Source organism: Hymenobacter translucens (assembly GCF_020685205.1).
GTDB classification, from domain to species: Bacteria; Bacteroidota; Bacteroidia; order Cytophagales; family Hymenobacteraceae; genus Hymenobacter; species Hymenobacter translucens.
Window position 1 is genome coordinate 558,258 of record NZ_JAJERB010000003.1, and the last position, 15,707, is coordinate 573,964.

General features: G+C 61.2%; 14 protein-coding genes. 7 read left to right on the forward strand and 7 right to left on the reverse strand.

All coding sequences use genetic code 11. The annotated features are described in order from the left end of the window. Window positions 1-62: 62 nt before the first annotated feature. A complete protein-coding gene (locus LJY25_RS09450; RefSeq protein ID WP_227608075.1) occupies window positions 63-419 on the reverse strand; it encodes a DUF952 domain-containing protein in 357 nt (118 codons plus the stop codon). A 207-nt stretch (window positions 420-626) separates the two neighbouring features. Then, window positions 627-1,025 carry a hypothetical protein gene (locus LJY25_RS09455; protein WP_227608076.1) on the reverse strand — a complete coding sequence of 133 codons (399 nt, stop codon included), beginning with the start codon at window positions 1,023-1,025 and terminating at the stop codon, window positions 627-629. Window positions 1,026-1,231: 206 nt separating this feature from the next. Between LJY25_RS09455 and hppD the strand changes: the two genes are divergently transcribed. The 5 genes from hppD to LJY25_RS09480 all read left to right on the forward strand — a co-directional run bounded on the left by hppD (window position 1,232) and on the right by LJY25_RS09480 (window position 7,670). Next, a complete protein-coding gene (gene hppD, locus LJY25_RS09460) occupies window positions 1,232-2,365 on the forward strand; it encodes a 4-hydroxyphenylpyruvate dioxygenase (protein WP_227608077.1) in 1,134 nt (377 codons plus the stop codon). A gap of 318 nt (window positions 2,366-2,683) precedes the next feature. Further along, a complete protein-coding gene (locus tag LJY25_RS09465) occupies window positions 2,684-3,667 on the forward strand; it encodes a LamG-like jellyroll fold domain-containing protein (protein ID WP_227608078.1) in 984 nt (327 codons plus the stop codon). Window positions 3,668-3,860: 193 nt separating this feature from the next. After that, a complete protein-coding gene (locus LJY25_RS09470) occupies window positions 3,861-5,612 on the forward strand; it encodes a phospho-sugar mutase (protein WP_227608079.1) in 1,752 nt (583 codons plus the stop codon). Beyond that, entirely contained in the window at window positions 5,612-6,139 is a 528-nt protein-coding gene (locus LJY25_RS09475) for a hypothetical protein (RefSeq protein ID WP_227608080.1), read from the forward strand. Before LJY25_RS09470 ends, LJY25_RS09475 begins: the two co-directional genes overlap by 1 nt. Before the next feature lie 340 nt (window positions 6,140-6,479). Continuing rightward, on the forward strand, window positions 6,480-7,670 hold the full coding sequence (locus LJY25_RS09480) for an outer membrane beta-barrel protein (RefSeq protein WP_227608081.1): 1,191 nt from the start codon (window positions 6,480-6,482) through the stop codon (window positions 7,668-7,670). Between the two features lie 109 nt (window positions 7,671-7,779). On the opposite strand, the gene LJY25_RS09485 is transcribed toward LJY25_RS09480, so the two are convergent. Beyond that, entirely contained in the window at window positions 7,780-8,202 is a 423-nt protein-coding gene (locus LJY25_RS09485) for a DUF1810 domain-containing protein (protein ID WP_227608082.1), read from the reverse strand. Between the two features lie 179 nt (window positions 8,203-8,381). Between LJY25_RS09485 and LJY25_RS09490 the strand changes: the two genes are divergently transcribed. Continuing rightward, entirely contained in the window at window positions 8,382-9,113 is a 732-nt protein-coding gene (locus LJY25_RS09490) for a porin family protein (protein WP_227608083.1), read from the forward strand. A gap of 77 nt (window positions 9,114-9,190) precedes the next feature. Next, window positions 9,191-9,661, forward strand: a complete 471-nt coding sequence (locus tag LJY25_RS09495; protein WP_227608084.1) for a hypothetical protein — start codon at window positions 9,191-9,193, stop codon at window positions 9,659-9,661. 6 nt (window positions 9,662-9,667) lie between these two features. Here LJY25_RS09495 and LJY25_RS09500 read toward each other — a convergent pair whose 3' ends face one another. From LJY25_RS09500 to LJY25_RS09515, 4 genes are all read right to left on the reverse strand, one after another. Beyond that, a complete protein-coding gene (locus LJY25_RS09500; protein WP_227608085.1) occupies window positions 9,668-11,815 on the reverse strand; it encodes a hypothetical protein in 2,148 nt (715 codons plus the stop codon). 199 nt (window positions 11,816-12,014) lie between these two features. Next, the gene (locus tag LJY25_RS09505; protein WP_227608086.1) at window positions 12,015-13,694 is read right to left on the reverse strand and encodes an ABC1 kinase family protein; all 1,680 of its coding nucleotides are present in this window, start codon (window positions 13,692-13,694) and stop codon (window positions 12,015-12,017) included. A 236-nt stretch (window positions 13,695-13,930) separates the two neighbouring features. Then, window positions 13,931-14,461 carry a phasin family protein gene (locus tag LJY25_RS09510; RefSeq protein WP_227608087.1) on the reverse strand — a complete coding sequence of 177 codons (531 nt, stop codon included), beginning with the start codon at window positions 14,459-14,461 and terminating at the stop codon, window positions 13,931-13,933. 202 nt (window positions 14,462-14,663) lie between these two features. Continuing rightward, window positions 14,664-15,683: an alpha/beta hydrolase gene (locus LJY25_RS09515; protein ID WP_227608088.1), complete on the reverse strand. Its 1,020-nt coding sequence runs from the start codon at window positions 15,681-15,683 to the stop codon at window positions 14,664-14,666. Window positions 15,684-15,707 lie beyond the last annotated feature (24 nt).

The following is a 15,707-nucleotide window of genomic DNA, read 5'->3' on the forward strand; positions in this document are numbered from 1 at the left end:
ACCAAGCCAATGCTTCAACGAAACGGTAGAGATGCTTCGCGGGGCTCAGCATGACAAGCGCTTTACAAGCCCCGCTGCAAATCATCCGGCAGCGTAAACTGCCCGCCGGTATCGGGCTGGAAGCTGAACTCCCGGCGGATGGCCGCCAGTGGAATCGGGCTGAATACGTGGGCAAAGGCTTCGTTGCGGGCCGGCACCCACTCCCGCTCCACCCGAATCCCGGCCTGCTGCAGCTGGCTTTCGTCAAGCTCCAGCAGCAGCACGTCGGTACGGCCGGCGTAGTAGCGCGCGGCAGTGGCCAGAATCTGGTGCCGCTCGGAGCTGTGGATGAAGCCTTCGGTGGTGAGGTCGGCGCTGGCAAAAAAGCCGGTTTGCTGGGCGGTTTGCCAGTCAGCCAGGTCGGCAATGCGGTAGAGCATAGAAAGCAGGAGTAAGCAGGAGATTATCCAGCCAAGATAGGCAGGAACCCGGCGTTACCGGTTAGCAACGACGGCCGCCCGGCGTCTGAACAGCAGCAAAGCCCGCCCCCTGATGCGGAGACGGGCTTTACCGGTTGTAAAAGCAGCGTGGCCAGCGCCTTCCCTGACGTGCCCTGCTCCTACACGTATAACGATGGGACCGGTGGGCTACGCCTTCCAGACCTCTTTGCGGACGCTCTTGCCAACCGACAAAATCAGGCGGGTGGGGTTGGGGACCAGTACCAGGCGGGCTTCCTTGCCGGGAAACTCGTCGGAGTCGACCCAGACGCCTTCCTTGTGCGACGGCGTGTAGCCGGTGTCGCCGCCGATGTCGTTGGGCAGGTAGGCGGTGGGCAGCAGCACGTCGGTGTCGGGGCAGAGCTTCTGGTGTACCGTGTCCAGTACTTCCTCCAGATAGGCGCCGTACTCCTCGTTGAACTTGTCTTCGAGGTCGTGCAGCTCTTCTTCGATGTCGTCGTAGCTGTCGTGGTTGTAGGGCAGCTTGTGCAGCTCCTGCTTTTTCTCGATGAGCGTAACGAGGGCGCGGTTGAGGTCCTCCTTATTCATAGCCATAGGCAAATGGTGTTGGTACAAAGGTGGAAAGGAATCCGCAATTCTGCACCGGATGAGTTTTCGGTTTTGGTACGCGAAAACTCCTATACGGAAAGTCGCGCCGAACGGCTGCCACGCCTTCGCCGAACGATTTACGCCAAAACCGTATTTTTACCCGCACGACACCTTCTCTTCCACCCTTTCGCCTTTTCGTACTGCCCATGCAAACCATGTCCTCGCCCGAAGTGCAGGCCCACCCGGCCCACGATTTCCTGCCCCTGAACGGCACCGACCACGTTGAGTTTTACGTGGGCAACGCCAAGCAGAGCGCCTATTACTACCAGGCCGCCTTCGGCTTTGAGCTGGTGGCCTACGCCGGCCCCGAAACCGGCCTGCGCGACCGGGCGTCGTACGTGCTGCAGCAGGGCAAGATCCGGCTGGTACTAACCACCTCCCTGCTGCCCGACTCCGAAATCTCAGAGCACGTGCGCGTGCATGGCGACGGCGTGAAAGTCATGGCCCTATGGGTGGACGATGCCCGCAAGTCGTGGGAAGAAACCACCAAGCGCGGAGCCCGCTCGGCCTTCGAGCCCTACACCATCCGCGACGAGCACGGCGAAGTAACGCTGGCGGGCATCTATACCTACGGCGAAAGCGTGCACACCTTTGTGGAGCGCAGCCAGTACCGCGGCCCGTTCATGCCCGGCTTCGTGGCCAAGACGAGCACCATTCCGCAAACCACCCCGGTGGGCCTGCTGCACGTCGACCACTGCGTAGGCAACGTGGGCTGGGGCGAGATGAACCAGTGGGTGAAGTTCTACGAGGACGTGATGGGCTTTAAGCTCCTGCTCACGTTCGACGACGAGGACATCAGCACCGAGTACTCGGCTTTGATGAGCAAGGTGGTCAGCAATGGTAACGGCTACGTAAAGTTTCCCATCAACGAGCCCGCTGAAGGCAAGAAAAAGTCGCAGATTGAGGAGTACCTCGACTTCTACCACTCGCCCGGCGTACAGCACATCGCCATTGCCACCAACGACATCCGCGCTACCGTAACCGAGCTGCGCCGCCGGGGCGTGGAGTTTCTGAGCGTACCCTCCTCCTATTACGACGACCTGCTGGACCGTATCGGCGCCATCGACGAGGACCTGGAAAGCATCAAGGCCCTGAACCTGCTCGTGGACCGCGACGAGGAAGGCTACCTGCTGCAGATCTTTACCAAGCCGGTCGAAGACCGCCCGACGGTGTTCTATGAAATCATCCAGCGCAAGGGTGCCAAGAGCTTCGGCAAAGGCAACTTCAAGGCCTTGTTCGAAGCCATTGAGCGGGAACAGGCCCTGCGCGGCAACCTCTAGCATCCGTTAGCTGCTGGCTGGCCCTGGCCCAAGCAACCCGTATTTTTTTTGAAAAAGCCCCGATGCAGACTGCACCGGGGCTTTTTCATGCTCTACCGGCAACCACACAAGCAGCCTAACTGGTCTGGCAGGATCCGCCGGCTCCTACCCGGGCCCTCACACGATTATGTTATTGACGCCTGTCCGAAGCCACCGTTACTTTGCACTTAAATAATAAATACTAGAACACACCTGACAACCAGCGTCAGCAGCCTGACTTGGCAGTCAGCAAACCGGCCTTCCATTCCTTTCTGTTTTTCCCACCCTACTTTTTTCATGATGAATTCATTTCTCCGCAAATCCGCTTTGGTCGCCTTGCTCGGCACCGGTCTCTGCTTTAGCAGCTATGCCCAGCGGGGCGGCAACTTCCTGCACTTCACCAGCACCGAATCCGACCGGGCCATGGTTAATATGGATGCGCCCCAGGGCTCCTTTACGCTGGAAGCCTGGGTATATTTCAATGGGTCGTCCTTTGCCAACGCCGGGCAGTACAACACCATTCTGGAGTTCGGCAACGATGCCGACTGGTTTGGGGTGAACGGAACCGGTGAACTGCAACTCTACGGCGTGCTGCAAGGCGGCATCGTGCCGGTCCGGACATGGGCGCACGTGGCCTACACCTGGGACGGCACGACCAGCCGGCTGTACCTCGACGGCAATCAGGTAGCTTCCTCTACTGACGCTCCCCGGCAGAGCGGCCTGACGCTGGGCATCGGCTATAATTCGGGCGACACCGGCTGGCAGGGCTACATCGATGAGGTAATGATCTGGAATACGGCCCGCAGCGCAACCCAGATCCAGAGCGACCGGACGAACGGAACATCGGCCGCCTCCCCCCTGCTGCTTGGCTATTTCAAGCTCGACGAAGGCTCCAGCCAGGTTATTGCCAACCAGGTAAACGGCGGCCCCAGCGGTATCCTCGGTACCACGGGCAACGCCGAAACCACCGACCCGGCCCGGACCAACTCGGTTATCAACTCCACCCGGACGGAAGGCACCATGGCCTCGGCCCAGCTGGCCCCCAACTTCCCGAACCCGTTCAGCGGCACCACCACCATTCCTTACACGCTCCGTCAGAGCGGGCAGGTGCGCCTGCGGGTGCTGGACCTGACGGGCCGGGAAGTGGTGAAGCTGGTCGATGAGGTCAAGCCGGCCGGCAGCTATGCTATTCCTTTTAACGCGGCCGGTCTGACGGCCGGGGTGTACGTCAGTCAGCTCACGCTGGACGGCAACACCATCACCCGCCGTATGCTGGTACGCTAGATCTACCAGCACCAAACCGCGAGGCCCGGACTTTTCAGTCCGGGCCTCGCGGCTTTAAAGGCCGAGGCTACCAAAGCCAACCCACTTCCTATTGTAACCAACTGACATCCTATTCATTACCGGGACGTTGTTTTCTGTTCGCCAACTTCCCGTTTCTTTGGCGTATAAACCCGCCGAATCGAATACCTACCCCATGGCTCTTACCGACAGCGTCCAACAAAAAATCAACACCTGGCTTACCGGCAACTACGACGAGGCCAGCAAAACCGAAATCCGCCGCCTGCAGGAAAGCGGCGACGACGATGCGCTGAGCGACGCCTTTTACCGGGACCTGGAGTTTGGCACCGGCGGCCTGCGCGGTATCATGGGCACGGGCTCTAACCGCATGAACCGCTACACCCTGGGCATGGCCACCCAGGGCTTGTGCAACTACCTGCTCCAGTCATTTCCGGGTCAGGAAGTGAAAGTGGCCATTGCCCACGACTCCCGCCTGAACTCGCGCCTGTTCGCCGAAACCGCCGCCGGCATCTTCTCGGCCAACGGCATTACCGTGTACCTGTTCGAGGCCCTGCGGCCCACGCCCGAGCTGTCGTTTGCCATCCGCCATCTGGGCTGCCAGAGCGGCTGCGTGGTCACGGCCTCGCACAACCCGAAAGAGTACAACGGCTATAAAGTATACTGGAACGACGGCGCCCAGGTCGTGGCGCCCCACGACAAGAACATCATCCGCGAAGTCACCGCCATTCAGAGCGTGGACGAAGTGAAATTTGACGCCGACCAATCGAAGATTCACCTGGTTGGTGCCGAAATTGACGCCGCCTACCTGGCCGAGGTCAAAAAGCTGAGCATCAACCCGGCTGCCATTCAGCGCCAGCACGACCTGAAGATCGTGTACACGCCCCTGCACGGCACCGGCATCACGCTCGTGCCGAAAGCCCTGGAGCAGCTCGGCTTCGACAACATTCACATCGTGGAGGCCCAGGCTACGCCCGATGGCAACTTCCCCACCGTAAAGTCGCCGAACCCGGAAGAGAAAGTGGCCATGCAGATGGCCCTCGACCAGGCCCAGCAGCTCGACGCCGACCTCATCATTGCCACCGACCCCGACGCCGACCGCGTAGGCATCGGGGTAAAGAACACGGCCGGCGAATGGGTGCTGGTGAACGGCAACCAGACCGCGGCCCTGCTCACGCACTACCTCGTATCGGCCCGGGCCCAGGCGGGGCAGCTTAATAAGGAGAAGGACTACATCGTGTACACCATCGTGACGAGCAACGTGCTCGGCGACGTGGCCCGGCACTACGGCATCCGCTCCTACCAGACGCTGACCGGCTTCAAGTACATTGCCGGCATCATCCGCGACCTGGAAGCTAAAAACGAAGGCCACCACTACATCGGCGGCGGGGAGGAAAGTTACGGCTACATGATCGGCTCGTTTATCCGCGACAAGGATGCTGTGTCGGCCTGCTGCCTGATTGCCGAAATGGCTGCCGTGGCCAAAGACCAGGGCCGCACGCTCTACGAGGAGATGGTACAGATGTACCGCACCTACGGTCTGTACAAGGAAGACCTGATTTCGCTGACCAAGCACGGGCAGCGCGGAGCCGAGGAAATCCAGGAGATGATGGCCCAGCTCCGCCAGAACCCGCCTACCTCGCTCGGCGGCTCGCCTGTCGTGCAGCTGCTCGACTACCAGCAGCAGGTGGCCCGGGACCTGCGCACCGGCCAGCAGACCCCGCTCGAGCATGAGCGCAGCAACGTGCTGCAGTTCCTGACCGAGGATGGCTCCACGGTATCGGCGCGGCCCTCGGGCACCGAGCCTAAGATCAAGTTCTACTTCAGCCTCAAGCAGCCGAACTTCGGCGCCCAGGAGTCGTTTGAGCAGGCCCAGCAGCAGCTCGACGGCCGTATCAAGCAGATCATTCAGGAGATGCAGCTTGTCTGATGACAGACGCATCCCAGCAGTACGACGGGCGGATACGCTACTCGTCGTCGCCGGCCGCTCGCCTGGCGGGCTTTGCGCTGATGGTAACCGGCGGGCTGGCCATGCTGTCGTCCCTGGTCGGGCTCCTGTCGTCGGGGGTAACGTTTCTACGGCTGCTCGCCGGGCCGTCCGTAGTGCTGGTAGGGTTCCTGATGGTCAGCAGCTACGAGGGTATCACCTTAGACGCGCGGACCAAACGCTACCGCGTGTACCAGTGGATCCTGGGCTTCCGGCACGGCGAATGGCAGGCCTTGCCGAACGTCGTGCGGGTCACGGTTTCGCCTTTCAATGCCGCCTACGTTATGAACGACGCTATTGCCCCAAGCATGACGGTTCAGCGACAGGGACTGTACCGGGTGCTGCTCAGCATCGAAAATGCCCGGATAGGCATCATTGCCGCAATTGCCAGGCAGGATCAGGCCCTGGAGAAAGCAGCCCGCATTGCGTCCCTGTTTGGCGTTGAGGTGACCTCGACCTTGCAAGTGTAGCGTAGCAGGTACGCCAGGGGAGCTGCCTCCTTGGCCGCGGCTAGCCAACTGCGCCGGGCAGATCAGGCCCGAGCTGTAGCTTTTACAGAAAGCAGCTTACGTTCCGTTTTTTGAAGGAAAGCCCGGCGTAGAAGCCGGGCTTTCCTTTTGGACATTGGGTAGCTGAGGAAGTATCTTTACAGCTTGCCTTATGCTGCCTACTGCACTTTGCCGCCGGTTTGGCTTAGTTGAGCTGCTTTATCATTTCCAAAGAGCTTCCGACCGGCGGAGCTGACTACGGTGAATAAAATGGCCGGCACCCATCCGATAGCACTACGCCTCTTTTCATCCCTCTCCCCCTATGCAACTACCTTTTACTATCCCAAAGCTGCCGTTAGCAGCAGCTATTATCCTGATCGGCAGCCAATCGGCTTATGCCCAGTTTCAGCGCAACGACTTCCTGGTGCTGACCAATGGCGACACCCTGCGGGGAGAGATTCGTCAGCTTCAGCATTTCGAAGGCGAAGTAGACAAAAAGGAAAACCAGCTTCGGTTTCGGCAGAAGGGCGGTAAATTCACCATGTACCCGGCGTCGCAGGTCAGCAGCTACGGCGAAGGCCAGGCGGTGCAGCAGATAACGCGCACCATTGGGGGCTCCGTCCTGTTCCTGACTCCGCTGGTAAAGGGCCCGGTCAGCGCCTACAGCGGGAAAAACGCGCAGGGAGCTACCCGGTATTACCTGGAGGTGCCGGATAAGGCTGAACTGGTGGAAATAGACCCCAACGCGTACCGGCTGCAGTACCACAAAAACCTGGGCGGCTGCCCAACGCTGGATTTCGCGGTTGATGCCACCTACGCCCACCACCGGCCCTACACCTACGCCGGCGTCACCGACGTGGTAACGCGCTACAACGCGTGCCGCTACCCCAACCAGCCTTCCGAGAAAGCCAAGCTGCCCTCGGGCTGGCGCTTCCGGCCGGGAGCAAAGCTGGGCCTCACCCGGACAACGTACACGGTGCCAGACGCCGAGTTCGACAACGACCCGCAGCGGCAGTCGGCCCAGCCCATCACCAGCGTATTCGTGCGGGCCACGAACCGTTCCCCCTTGGGCTTTCAGGCTGAGCTCGGCTTTACGCAGGTAAAAATCGACTTTGAAGGCAAAAACATCTACACCGGCGGGGCTACCTATACCCTGGACCGGCTGACGCATGTGAACTACTCAAACGTCCAGCTCGGCGTTCTTGGCAATCTGTTTCTGTACCGGGGCATGATTTCGCCCTTCGTTAACGGAGGCATGGTGTTTGGCCTGCGGCTGAACGACAATTCGACGGTGGAATACGTCCGCTCCGACCGGCCAACGCCGGAAAGCCGGCCCTTCCCGAAATTCAAGGGGGCCAACGCGGGCCTGAGCGCCGGTGGCGGCTTTACCGTGGCCATTCGCAAAACCTCACTTATCAGTCTGGAGTACCGCTACCTGAACATTCAGGACGGGTTCAACAATGATGCTCCGCTCAGGCAGATCAACCGGGTTGACCTGGGCTTCAGCCTGTAAGTGGACTTGCGGCTGGTTTACGCGGGCACGGTAGTTTTCAGCGCACTGTACCCGCTTGACGTGGACACAGGAACCGGCCACAGAACCCAGACGGACTGCGTCGGGGGCATTACCGGCCGAGCAGCTGCAGCGTCTTCTGGTCGAGCTCCCCGTTGTAAAACTTGTCGAGCACCCGCTGAAAAACCGGGTTCTGGCTGACGGCTGCGAACAGGGTCATCGAGGACTTCAGCTTCAGGTCGTCGGGGCTGCCCAGCACCTGGGTGGCGTTGCTGCTTTCCAGCTCCAGCAGGGCGCTGCTGATTTCGAGCAGGCGGCTGCCCAGAACCGGGTGCTGCAGATAGGCTTCGGCTTCCTGCCGGTTCCGGATACCATAGAACCTTGCCGTTTCACTGTAGCCCAGCCCCTGAATCTGGGGAAAGATGTACCACATCCAGTGGCTGCGCTTGCGGCCGCTCCTGATTTCGGTGAGGGCCGTGTGGTAGTCGGTTGTTTGCGCGTCGAGAAACCGTTGCAGGGTTGAGTCGGGAGCCATAGGGTCGTGTTGAAGGCTGATGCATACCCGCTAACGGCAAACCCGGCGCGCCGTTTCGTCGGCGTTCCGGCCATTTTTAATCTCGTCGCGGAAGCGGATGGTCAGGCTTAATTCCGTAGCTTGGCTCCCTTGTACCCAATCTGCCCTGCCTCCAATCCAGCTCACTTACTTGCTACGCCATGCTTTTCAAATCTACCCTTACCGCACTCGCCCTGCTGTGCCCGGCAACCGCCGTGCTGGCTCAAAGCACTATCAACGACAGCCAGTTGATTCAGGAGCGGCGGTTCGGCGCCTTTCCCTCGGGCAACGAGGGCTGGTCCCGCTCCTTTGGCATCAAAGCCGGGCTCAACCGCACTAGGCTGACAACGCCCATGCGTAATCCGTACTCCGAGCGGGTAGAATCAGAGTACGCCGGCAACTGGCAGGCCGGGGGATTCGTCAACTTTGCCTACTACAACGGCTTCTCGTTTCAGGCCGAAGCTTTGCTGGTGCAGCTGACGGGAGCATTTGAAGAGCAGATCTACACCGGCACCTCCGCTTACACGCTGACCCGCACCGCCGATTACGCCTTCCGGCAGATCCGGGTCCCGCTGCAGCTGCGCTACCAGCTTGGCAAAGGCACGGCGCGTCCCTTCGTATTCGCCGGCCCGCACCTGGCCATGGCCGTAACCCACGACGTTTCGGCTTCCGATAAGCGCTCCGATCAGGCTAACCGCACTATTCTCCCCATCGAGTGGCAGCAAAGCGCCTTTGCGTTCGGGCTGCAGGGTGGCGCCGGCCTGTATGTGGCCCTGCCCAACCTGCCGGGCTTCAGCATCGAGTCGGTGTACAGCCGCGGGCAGCAGGGCACCGACGTGCTGCACAACGTCATCTACAAAGACCTGTCCATCAGCGCCGCGGTCTACTTTTAACCGGGCGACGAATCTTACGGACAGCCGCTCTGCGCCTTTTCAGGAGCTTCCGTCCCGCTGATCTACCGTTTGCAGGCGTGACCTATCCGATAAAAACCTCATCCGGCCCGGTTGCTGTGGGCATTGCCGTTGCGCTGATCGGGCTGCTGCTACTGCTTTCCCCTTACAGGGGGCTGGCGGTAGCCTGCCTAACGGTGGCTGCGGCCTGCGTAAGCAGCTACCACGGAATTGAGCTGGATGTCGGCCGGCAGCGTTACCGCAGCTTCACCCGGGTACTGGGGGTGCATTTCGGCAGCTGGCTCCACCTGTGCCCCTGCGTACGGGTAGTGCTGAAAGCCCACTCCGATATGATGGTTCACCCCAATGGCTCCCGCTCGTTGCCAGCCGAGCGCAACGAGCATCTGACCCTGCTGCTAGCCACGCCCGGCACCTCTATTGGTCAGGTGATGGCAGAGTTTACGCTCTATCACCGGGAAAAAGCCCTGAGCGTTGGCAAGCAGCTGGCCGCGGCACTGCAGGTGCCATTCGTGGTGATGTCCGACGTGTAAAGCAGCTTACAGCCGCACCCCGATACCCGGTCCGAGCATGTAGAACCACTGCTTCGACGACAGGAAGTAGCCCCCGCCCAGGTACAGCGGGAAGGTGAGCTTGGCGTCGCGCCGCGTGGGATACACGGAGCCCAGAATCACGATGCCCAGGTCCCGCTTCACGTTGCTGTCGGACGTCAGGTTAAAGGCGTTGAGGGCCACGAAGCCGGCCCCGATCTTGTACGGCCGCAGGCGGTTGATTTTCTCGGGGTTGTAGAAGCTGAACTGCGCGAGCGTAGCCAGGGAAATGCCGCTGAAGGAGCCGTAGCCGGTCTCATCCTGGCGTTTGGTGAGCAGGCCGGCCGGAAAGCTCACGTCGATGTCGAACTTGAAGTTGCGCTTTAGCACCAGCTCCACCACCTGGCTGTAGCCCGGCTCCTGGTACTGTCCGGGCTGGTGCTTGATGGTGACCAGAATCCGGCTCCACTCGTCCAGATCGTAGGTTTTGCGCGACAGGATGCTGTTCAGGTTGAGCGGGTCGGTGCGGCAGGCTTTGTCCTGGTAGAAAGCCGCCCGGGGCGAGTTGTCACCAGGACAGACCACCACGTTGTCGACGTTGCGGATTTCAATCAGCTCCCCCTTGCTGTTCAGCGTCCGGATCTCAAACGACAGGTACTGCTTGCCAAAAAGCTGCTTGCCGTTGTCGAGTCCGTTGGGGTTAAACTGAAACACCACGTCCCGGATGGTGCGGTCGTACAGGACCGGCCCGCCGAGCTTGGTAATGGCCCGGACCGACTCGCCGTAGGTCACGCCAATAAAGTCGAGCGGGTGGGGCCGCTGAAACTCGCGGACCGACAAGGCAAAGCCGGTGGGTTGCCCGCCGTTGTAAATCACGCTTTTGCGTTTGTCGAACGTGACGGGCACCTGCACGCGGTACACCACGCGCACGTCGGTCCGCACCGAAGAGTCGGACGGGATTACCTGGAGGTCCTCGAAGTGGAAGCGGGCCTTCTGCAGCCCTTCCCCTTCGATGCGCACGTCCACGGTTTCGCCCGGGCTCACGCTGAGCGACGACGTCCAGTCCCCACCCCGATGCAGCACGCTAACCCCGGAAATCGTGGTTTTGGGGCTGATGTCGAGGTTGGTGACGTAGCGGGCCTGGTCATTTTCCTTGATGTAGAGGTAGCCTTCGCTTTGCTTGTGCGTGTTGTAGGGCCGTAGCCAGCACAGCACCCGGTCGTTGGACAGGTAGCTGCGGGTAAAGATTTCCGCCATCAGCGCCCCCCCGGGCTCTTCCTGGTCTTCGAGCCGGTAGGTGCGGCGCAGCTCAAACGAGCGGCCGTTGTCGAGAATAATTTCGACGCCCCGGCGCCGGCTTAGCTCGTCCATCGTCACGTCGCGGCGGTCCGGGGTAAGAAAGCGCAGGCGGCTGGCTTTTACCGTGAAGTCCTGGCGGAGGGCGGGCAGCAGGTAGCTGAGCTTACCATTGGGCAGCAGCGTGGGGCGCTCGGCCTGCAGGCGCAGTACCAGGCTGCGGCGCCCGAGCTGATTGGGCACGAGGTGCAGGCGCAGCGTGGCGTTGGGCCCACTCACAATCCGGTAGTCGAACTCGGTGGTGCGGGTCCACTCCCCGGTTGCCCGAATGTTGCGCGGGTTGGAGCTGGTGATTTCCAGGACCTTTTCCTCGCCCACATACAGCTCCTCATCGGCAGGCCGAAGGGTAACGGTGGTGCGGGCCAGGGGCAGCAGGGCCACGTCTTCCCGGCTTCGGGGCTGGCCGGCAGGCCCGGTCTGCTCTACCAGCAGGCGCACAAACTGGCTGCCGGTCAGGTCGCGGAACCGCAGGCGGGTACGGTAGCCATAGTTCTCGACCGTCAGGGAGTCGAGCTGCTGGTAGTCGGCAGAGCGGAGCAGGCGCAGGGGCCGCTCGGGCGAGAAGTCGCGGGGAAACAGCTTGACCTCCACCGTCTCGTCGTCGCGCCGAAACCAGAAGTACAGGCTCCGCTCCCCCTGCACGTTTACCGCGTTGCGACTCAGCTGGTAGCGGGCCGTATCGGTGCGCAGCTCCACGTCGCGGAGCAGGGAAACGGGTTCGGTCTGGGCCTTGGCCCCCTGCGGCAGCACCGCGAACAGGCCCGCCAGCAGGCTGAGCAGAAAAAGAGAAGAGCTACGCACCAGACAAAGCCTGCAGACCGGCTGAAACACTCAGCCGCCAATCAGCTACAAAATTGCCTGCCGACCAGCGGAGTTGCAACTTCTATTTTTAGCTGATAGCTATTAGCTGTTGGCCCATAGCCTTTTTGTTGTTCTGTCAACCTGAATAAAGACCGGAAAGAAGCGAACTGCCAGCAGCCAATAGCAACAGCTACAACCCTCACTCCCGCTTGCGTAAGCCCAGAATGAACAGGATGGTGAGTAGGAAGGCGGTGGCCCCCAGGCTCCACCAGGTGATCAGGGGCAGGCCGTGGCGGTAAGGCATTTCCGGTGAGTAACGGCCCAGCAGCGTGATGCCCGAAAACAGCAGGAAGGCGGCGGCCAGCAGGGCAATGATGGTGCGGCTTACCAGCTGATCGGCCATCCGCAGCAACGGCTGGTAGCCGCTCAGCTCGATCTTCAGGCGCAGGTCCCCGCGCGAGACCTTGCGCACGATCTGACGAATGTCGCCGGGCAGGGTGTACAGCAAAGCCAGCAGCTGGGAGCCGGTGTGCTGGGCTTCGCTGAGCAGATTTTCGGGTGAGTACTGCTCGGCTACGATCCGGGCGCCGTAGGGCCGCACAAACTCAAACGTGTTGAAGCTCGGGTGCAGCACCTTGCCGATGCCTTCCAGAATCACGAGGGCCCGCAAAATCAGGAACACCGCGCCCGGCACCTGTAGCTTGTAGTCGTAGATGACGGTCTGAAGCCGGTCGGCCAGGTCGCTCATGCTCATCTCCTTCACGTCGAGCACCGTGAAGTCTTCAATCAGCTCGTTGAGGTCGGCCTCGAAAGCGCGCATATCGGGAATGTCGGCCGTCAGGGCCAGGCGGCGGAAGTTCAGCGCCATGCTGCGCGCATCCTGCCGGGCCATCCCGATAAACACGCCGGCAAAGGCATATTTCTGCTGCTTGGTGAGCTTGCCCACCATCCCGAAGTCGATGAGCACCAGCGTGCCGTCGGGCCGGACGAGCACGTTGCCGGGGTGCGGGTCGGCGTGGAAGATGCCGAACTCGAAGATCTGGGTCAGGTAGATGTCCATGCCCGTCTCGGCCACCGTCTCGGGGCTCAGCCCCCACTCCAGCAGCTGGGCTTTGTCAGAAATCTTGCAGCCGCTCACAAATTCGATAACGAGGATGCGGGCCGTCGAAAACTCCCGATAGGGCTTCGGAATCGAGAAGGTGTTGTACTCGGCGTAGAGCTTCCGAAACTGCTCCATGCTGCGGGCCTCGGAGGTATAGTCCAGCTCCTTGGTCATGCTCCGCTCAAAGGCGTCCACGATGTCCTGGGGGTTGGAAAGGCCGTGGTTGCGCAGAAACCCGGCCGTGAGGCGCACCAGCTCGTGCAGCAAACTCAGGTCGGTGCGCACCTTTTCCTGCACGCCGGGGCGCTGCACCTTCACCACTACTTCTTCGCCGGTGTGGAGCCGCGCCCGGTGTACCTGCCCGATGCTGGCCGAGCCCAGCGGCTTGTCGTCGAACTCGCTGAATACTTCCTCGAGGGGCCGGCCCAGCTCGGCGCTGATAATCTCCCGGGCCACCTGCACGTCGAAGGGCGGCACGTCGCTCTGCAGCTTCTGAAACTCGTCGATGAGGGCTTCGGGCAGGATATCCGGACGGTTGCTCAGGGCCTGGGCCAGCTTGATAAAGGTGGGCCCGAGCTCTTCAATCACCATGCGCACCCGCTCCCAGCGGCTGGTGCCAAACACGGGCCGCTCGGCGTGCTGCCACGACAGCCGCCGCTTGGGCGGCACCAGTCGCCGCAGGGCAGTGCTCGTCACGACATCCTCAAACCCGTAGCGCACCAGCACTTCCACTACCTGCCGGATGCGTCCGAGGTTGGAAATTGTGTTTTTAAACATGCCGAGCAAGTTATATGTAAGCTAATGGCCTTTAGCAATTGGCTATTAGCTGCTGTCAGGAGGCTACCCATGCCGTGGCAGGGTTGCGTTGGGGCTTTTGCGGCAGCTGAGCGGGCCCCACCGATCTACACGGACTTCTGTTTTTCGAAAGGCCCGAGCCGCTGCTGAACCTTCAAGTATACAGAAAACCCCGCCCACATGGATGCAGGCGGGGTTTGTGACAGGGTACGCTAAGCTTAGCTATTGCTGTTGCCTGTCGAAGTAGAGCCGGTATGGCCCGGACCCTCGCTGGCGGTGCGCTTGGCAGCTCCGGCCGAGCCGGCAGCCGACTTCTGAGCTTTGCCGGCGGCGGTGCTGGTTTTGTCAGCAGCTTTCTTGGCACCCGTGGCGGCCTTGCTGGTGGCGCTGGCGGCAGCTCCCTTGGCCGCGGGGGCAGCTTTAGCCGAGGCCGACTTGCTGCTGCCCGACTTCGAGCCCGAGGAAGACTTGGAGCCGCCCTTTACGCTGCGCTTCAGCTCTTCCACGTCCGCATTGGTGGCGACGCCCACACTCTTCATCAGCTTGGCAGTAATCGTGTTGAACTGCTTTTCCAGCTCTTTCGCCTTGGTTTCGGAGTTCTTCTTCAGGTCATCCATGATCTTCTTGCCTTCCTGCTCCGAAAGCTTGCTTTCTTTCACAAGGGCATCGATGGCGTTCTGCACCCGGTCACTGGTGAGCGAGGCAAAGCCAACACCGGCATTGATGAACTTTTTAAACAAATCTTCCATGGTGGTTGAGGGGGGTTAAAGAGGATGGGGAAAAGAGAAAAAGCCGCTTGGAAGCCGAGAGCCGCCAAAAGTGTTATGCAAGCCTACTATTTTGCTCAAACCTACGAAAACATGTCTATATAGTTGGCAGCTAGGCTTAAAAAAATCAGATCACCCGGTTGTTCCATATGCCTGACGGCCCTTCCGGGCCGGAAAAACTGTTCTAGCCAGGGCTAGTCCTGCTTACCCGGCGGTAAAGGCGCGGGTCCGGCAAGGCAGCCGATTTTGGAGTACGCACAGCAACCCCAGCCAGAGAAACCGCACGGTGCGCAGCGGCCTGCGCTTCCCATATTCCGTGCACAAAGACTGCGGCCTTGTTCAAAGCTTCCCGGCCTTCGGGCAGAACGCGCCAGAACAGGTGCCACCAGTGCACGAGCCCCCCAAAGGTTTGCAGGGTGAGCGCCACCCCGGCGGCACGAGCCTTGTCGGCAAAGCCCAACACATCCTCGTAGAGCACCTCGGCATCCGAAATCTGAATCAGCAGGGGCGGCAGGTCGTGCAGGTCGGCCCGCACCGGCGACAGCAGTGGGTGCGACAAAGGCAGGCCACCGGCGTAGTGCGGCCCCCAAGTCCGCATCTGCAGCGCTTCCAGCAGCTGGGTTTCCTCGTGGGCCACCCGGCGCAGGGTCGTCAGCGGTAAAACCAGGTCGGTCCAGGGCGACAGGCCCAGGGCAGCGGCGGGCAGGGCCTGTCCGGCGTCGCGCAGGGAAACCAGCAGGGCCAAAGCCAGCCCGCCCCCGGCCGAGTCGCCGGCCAGGATAATGTTCTGAGGCTCGTAGCCCTGCTCCTGCAGCCAGCGGTACGCCAGCCGGGCATCGTCGAGGGCTGCCGGGAAAGGGTACTCGGGGGCTTTACGGTAGTCGATGGTGAGGGCGTTAAGGCCGCAGCGCTGGGCCAGGGCACCTACCAGGGCGCGGTGCGTATTGATCGAGCCCAGCACGTAGCCGCCCCCGTGGAAGTACAGCAGCACCCGGTGCGCCGGAGCCCCGTCAGGTCGCAGCCACTCAGCCGGCATACCTTCCACGCTGGTATCCTCCAGGTGTACGCCCCAGGGTAGAAACTGCCCCAGTGCCCCCACTTCCATGGCCAGCCGCATTGAAGCCAACGTGGGCCGCCGGCGGGCTATCGACCCGGACAGACCCAGTAAAAACTGCTTAAGCAAAAGGTGCTGCGAAGAAGGCATTCGGGTGGTGGGTTGGGTCTTAGG

Excerpts from the sequence above, each read along its gene's own strand:
- LJY25_RS09475 (WP_227608080.1), top strand. The coding sequence starts at position 5,612 with ATGACAGACGCATCCCAGCAGTACGACGGGCGGATACGCTACTCGTCG.
- LJY25_RS09450 (WP_227608075.1), bottom strand. The coding sequence starts at position 419 with ATGCTCTACCGCATTGCCGACCTGGCTGACTGGCAAACCGCCCAGCAA.
- LJY25_RS09510 (WP_227608087.1), bottom strand. The coding sequence starts at position 14,461 with ATGGAAGATTTGTTTAAAAAGTTCATCAATGCCGGTGTTGGCTTTGCC.
- LJY25_RS09470 (WP_227608079.1), top strand. The coding sequence starts at position 3,861 with ATGGCTCTTACCGACAGCGTCCAACAAAAAATCAACACCTGGCTTACC.
- hppD (WP_227608077.1), top strand. The coding sequence starts at position 1,232 with ATGCAAACCATGTCCTCGCCCGAAGTGCAGGCCCACCCGGCCCACGAT.
- LJY25_RS09465 (WP_227608078.1), top strand. The coding sequence starts at position 2,684 with ATGAATTCATTTCTCCGCAAATCCGCTTTGGTCGCCTTGCTCGGCACC.
- LJY25_RS09505 (WP_227608086.1), bottom strand. The coding sequence starts at position 13,694 with ATGTTTAAAAACACAATTTCCAACCTCGGACGCATCCGGCAGGTAGTG.
- LJY25_RS09515 (WP_227608088.1), bottom strand. The coding sequence starts at position 15,683 with ATGCCTTCTTCGCAGCACCTTTTGCTTAAGCAGTTTTTACTGGGTCTG.
- LJY25_RS09455 (WP_227608076.1), bottom strand. The coding sequence starts at position 1,025 with ATGAATAAGGAGGACCTCAACCGCGCCCTCGTTACGCTCATCGAGAAA.
- LJY25_RS09480 (WP_227608081.1), top strand. The coding sequence starts at position 6,480 with ATGCAACTACCTTTTACTATCCCAAAGCTGCCGTTAGCAGCAGCTATT.
- LJY25_RS09490 (WP_227608083.1), top strand. The coding sequence starts at position 8,382 with ATGCTTTTCAAATCTACCCTTACCGCACTCGCCCTGCTGTGCCCGGCA.
- LJY25_RS09485 (WP_227608082.1), bottom strand. The coding sequence starts at position 8,202 with ATGGCTCCCGACTCAACCCTGCAACGGTTTCTCGACGCGCAAACAACC.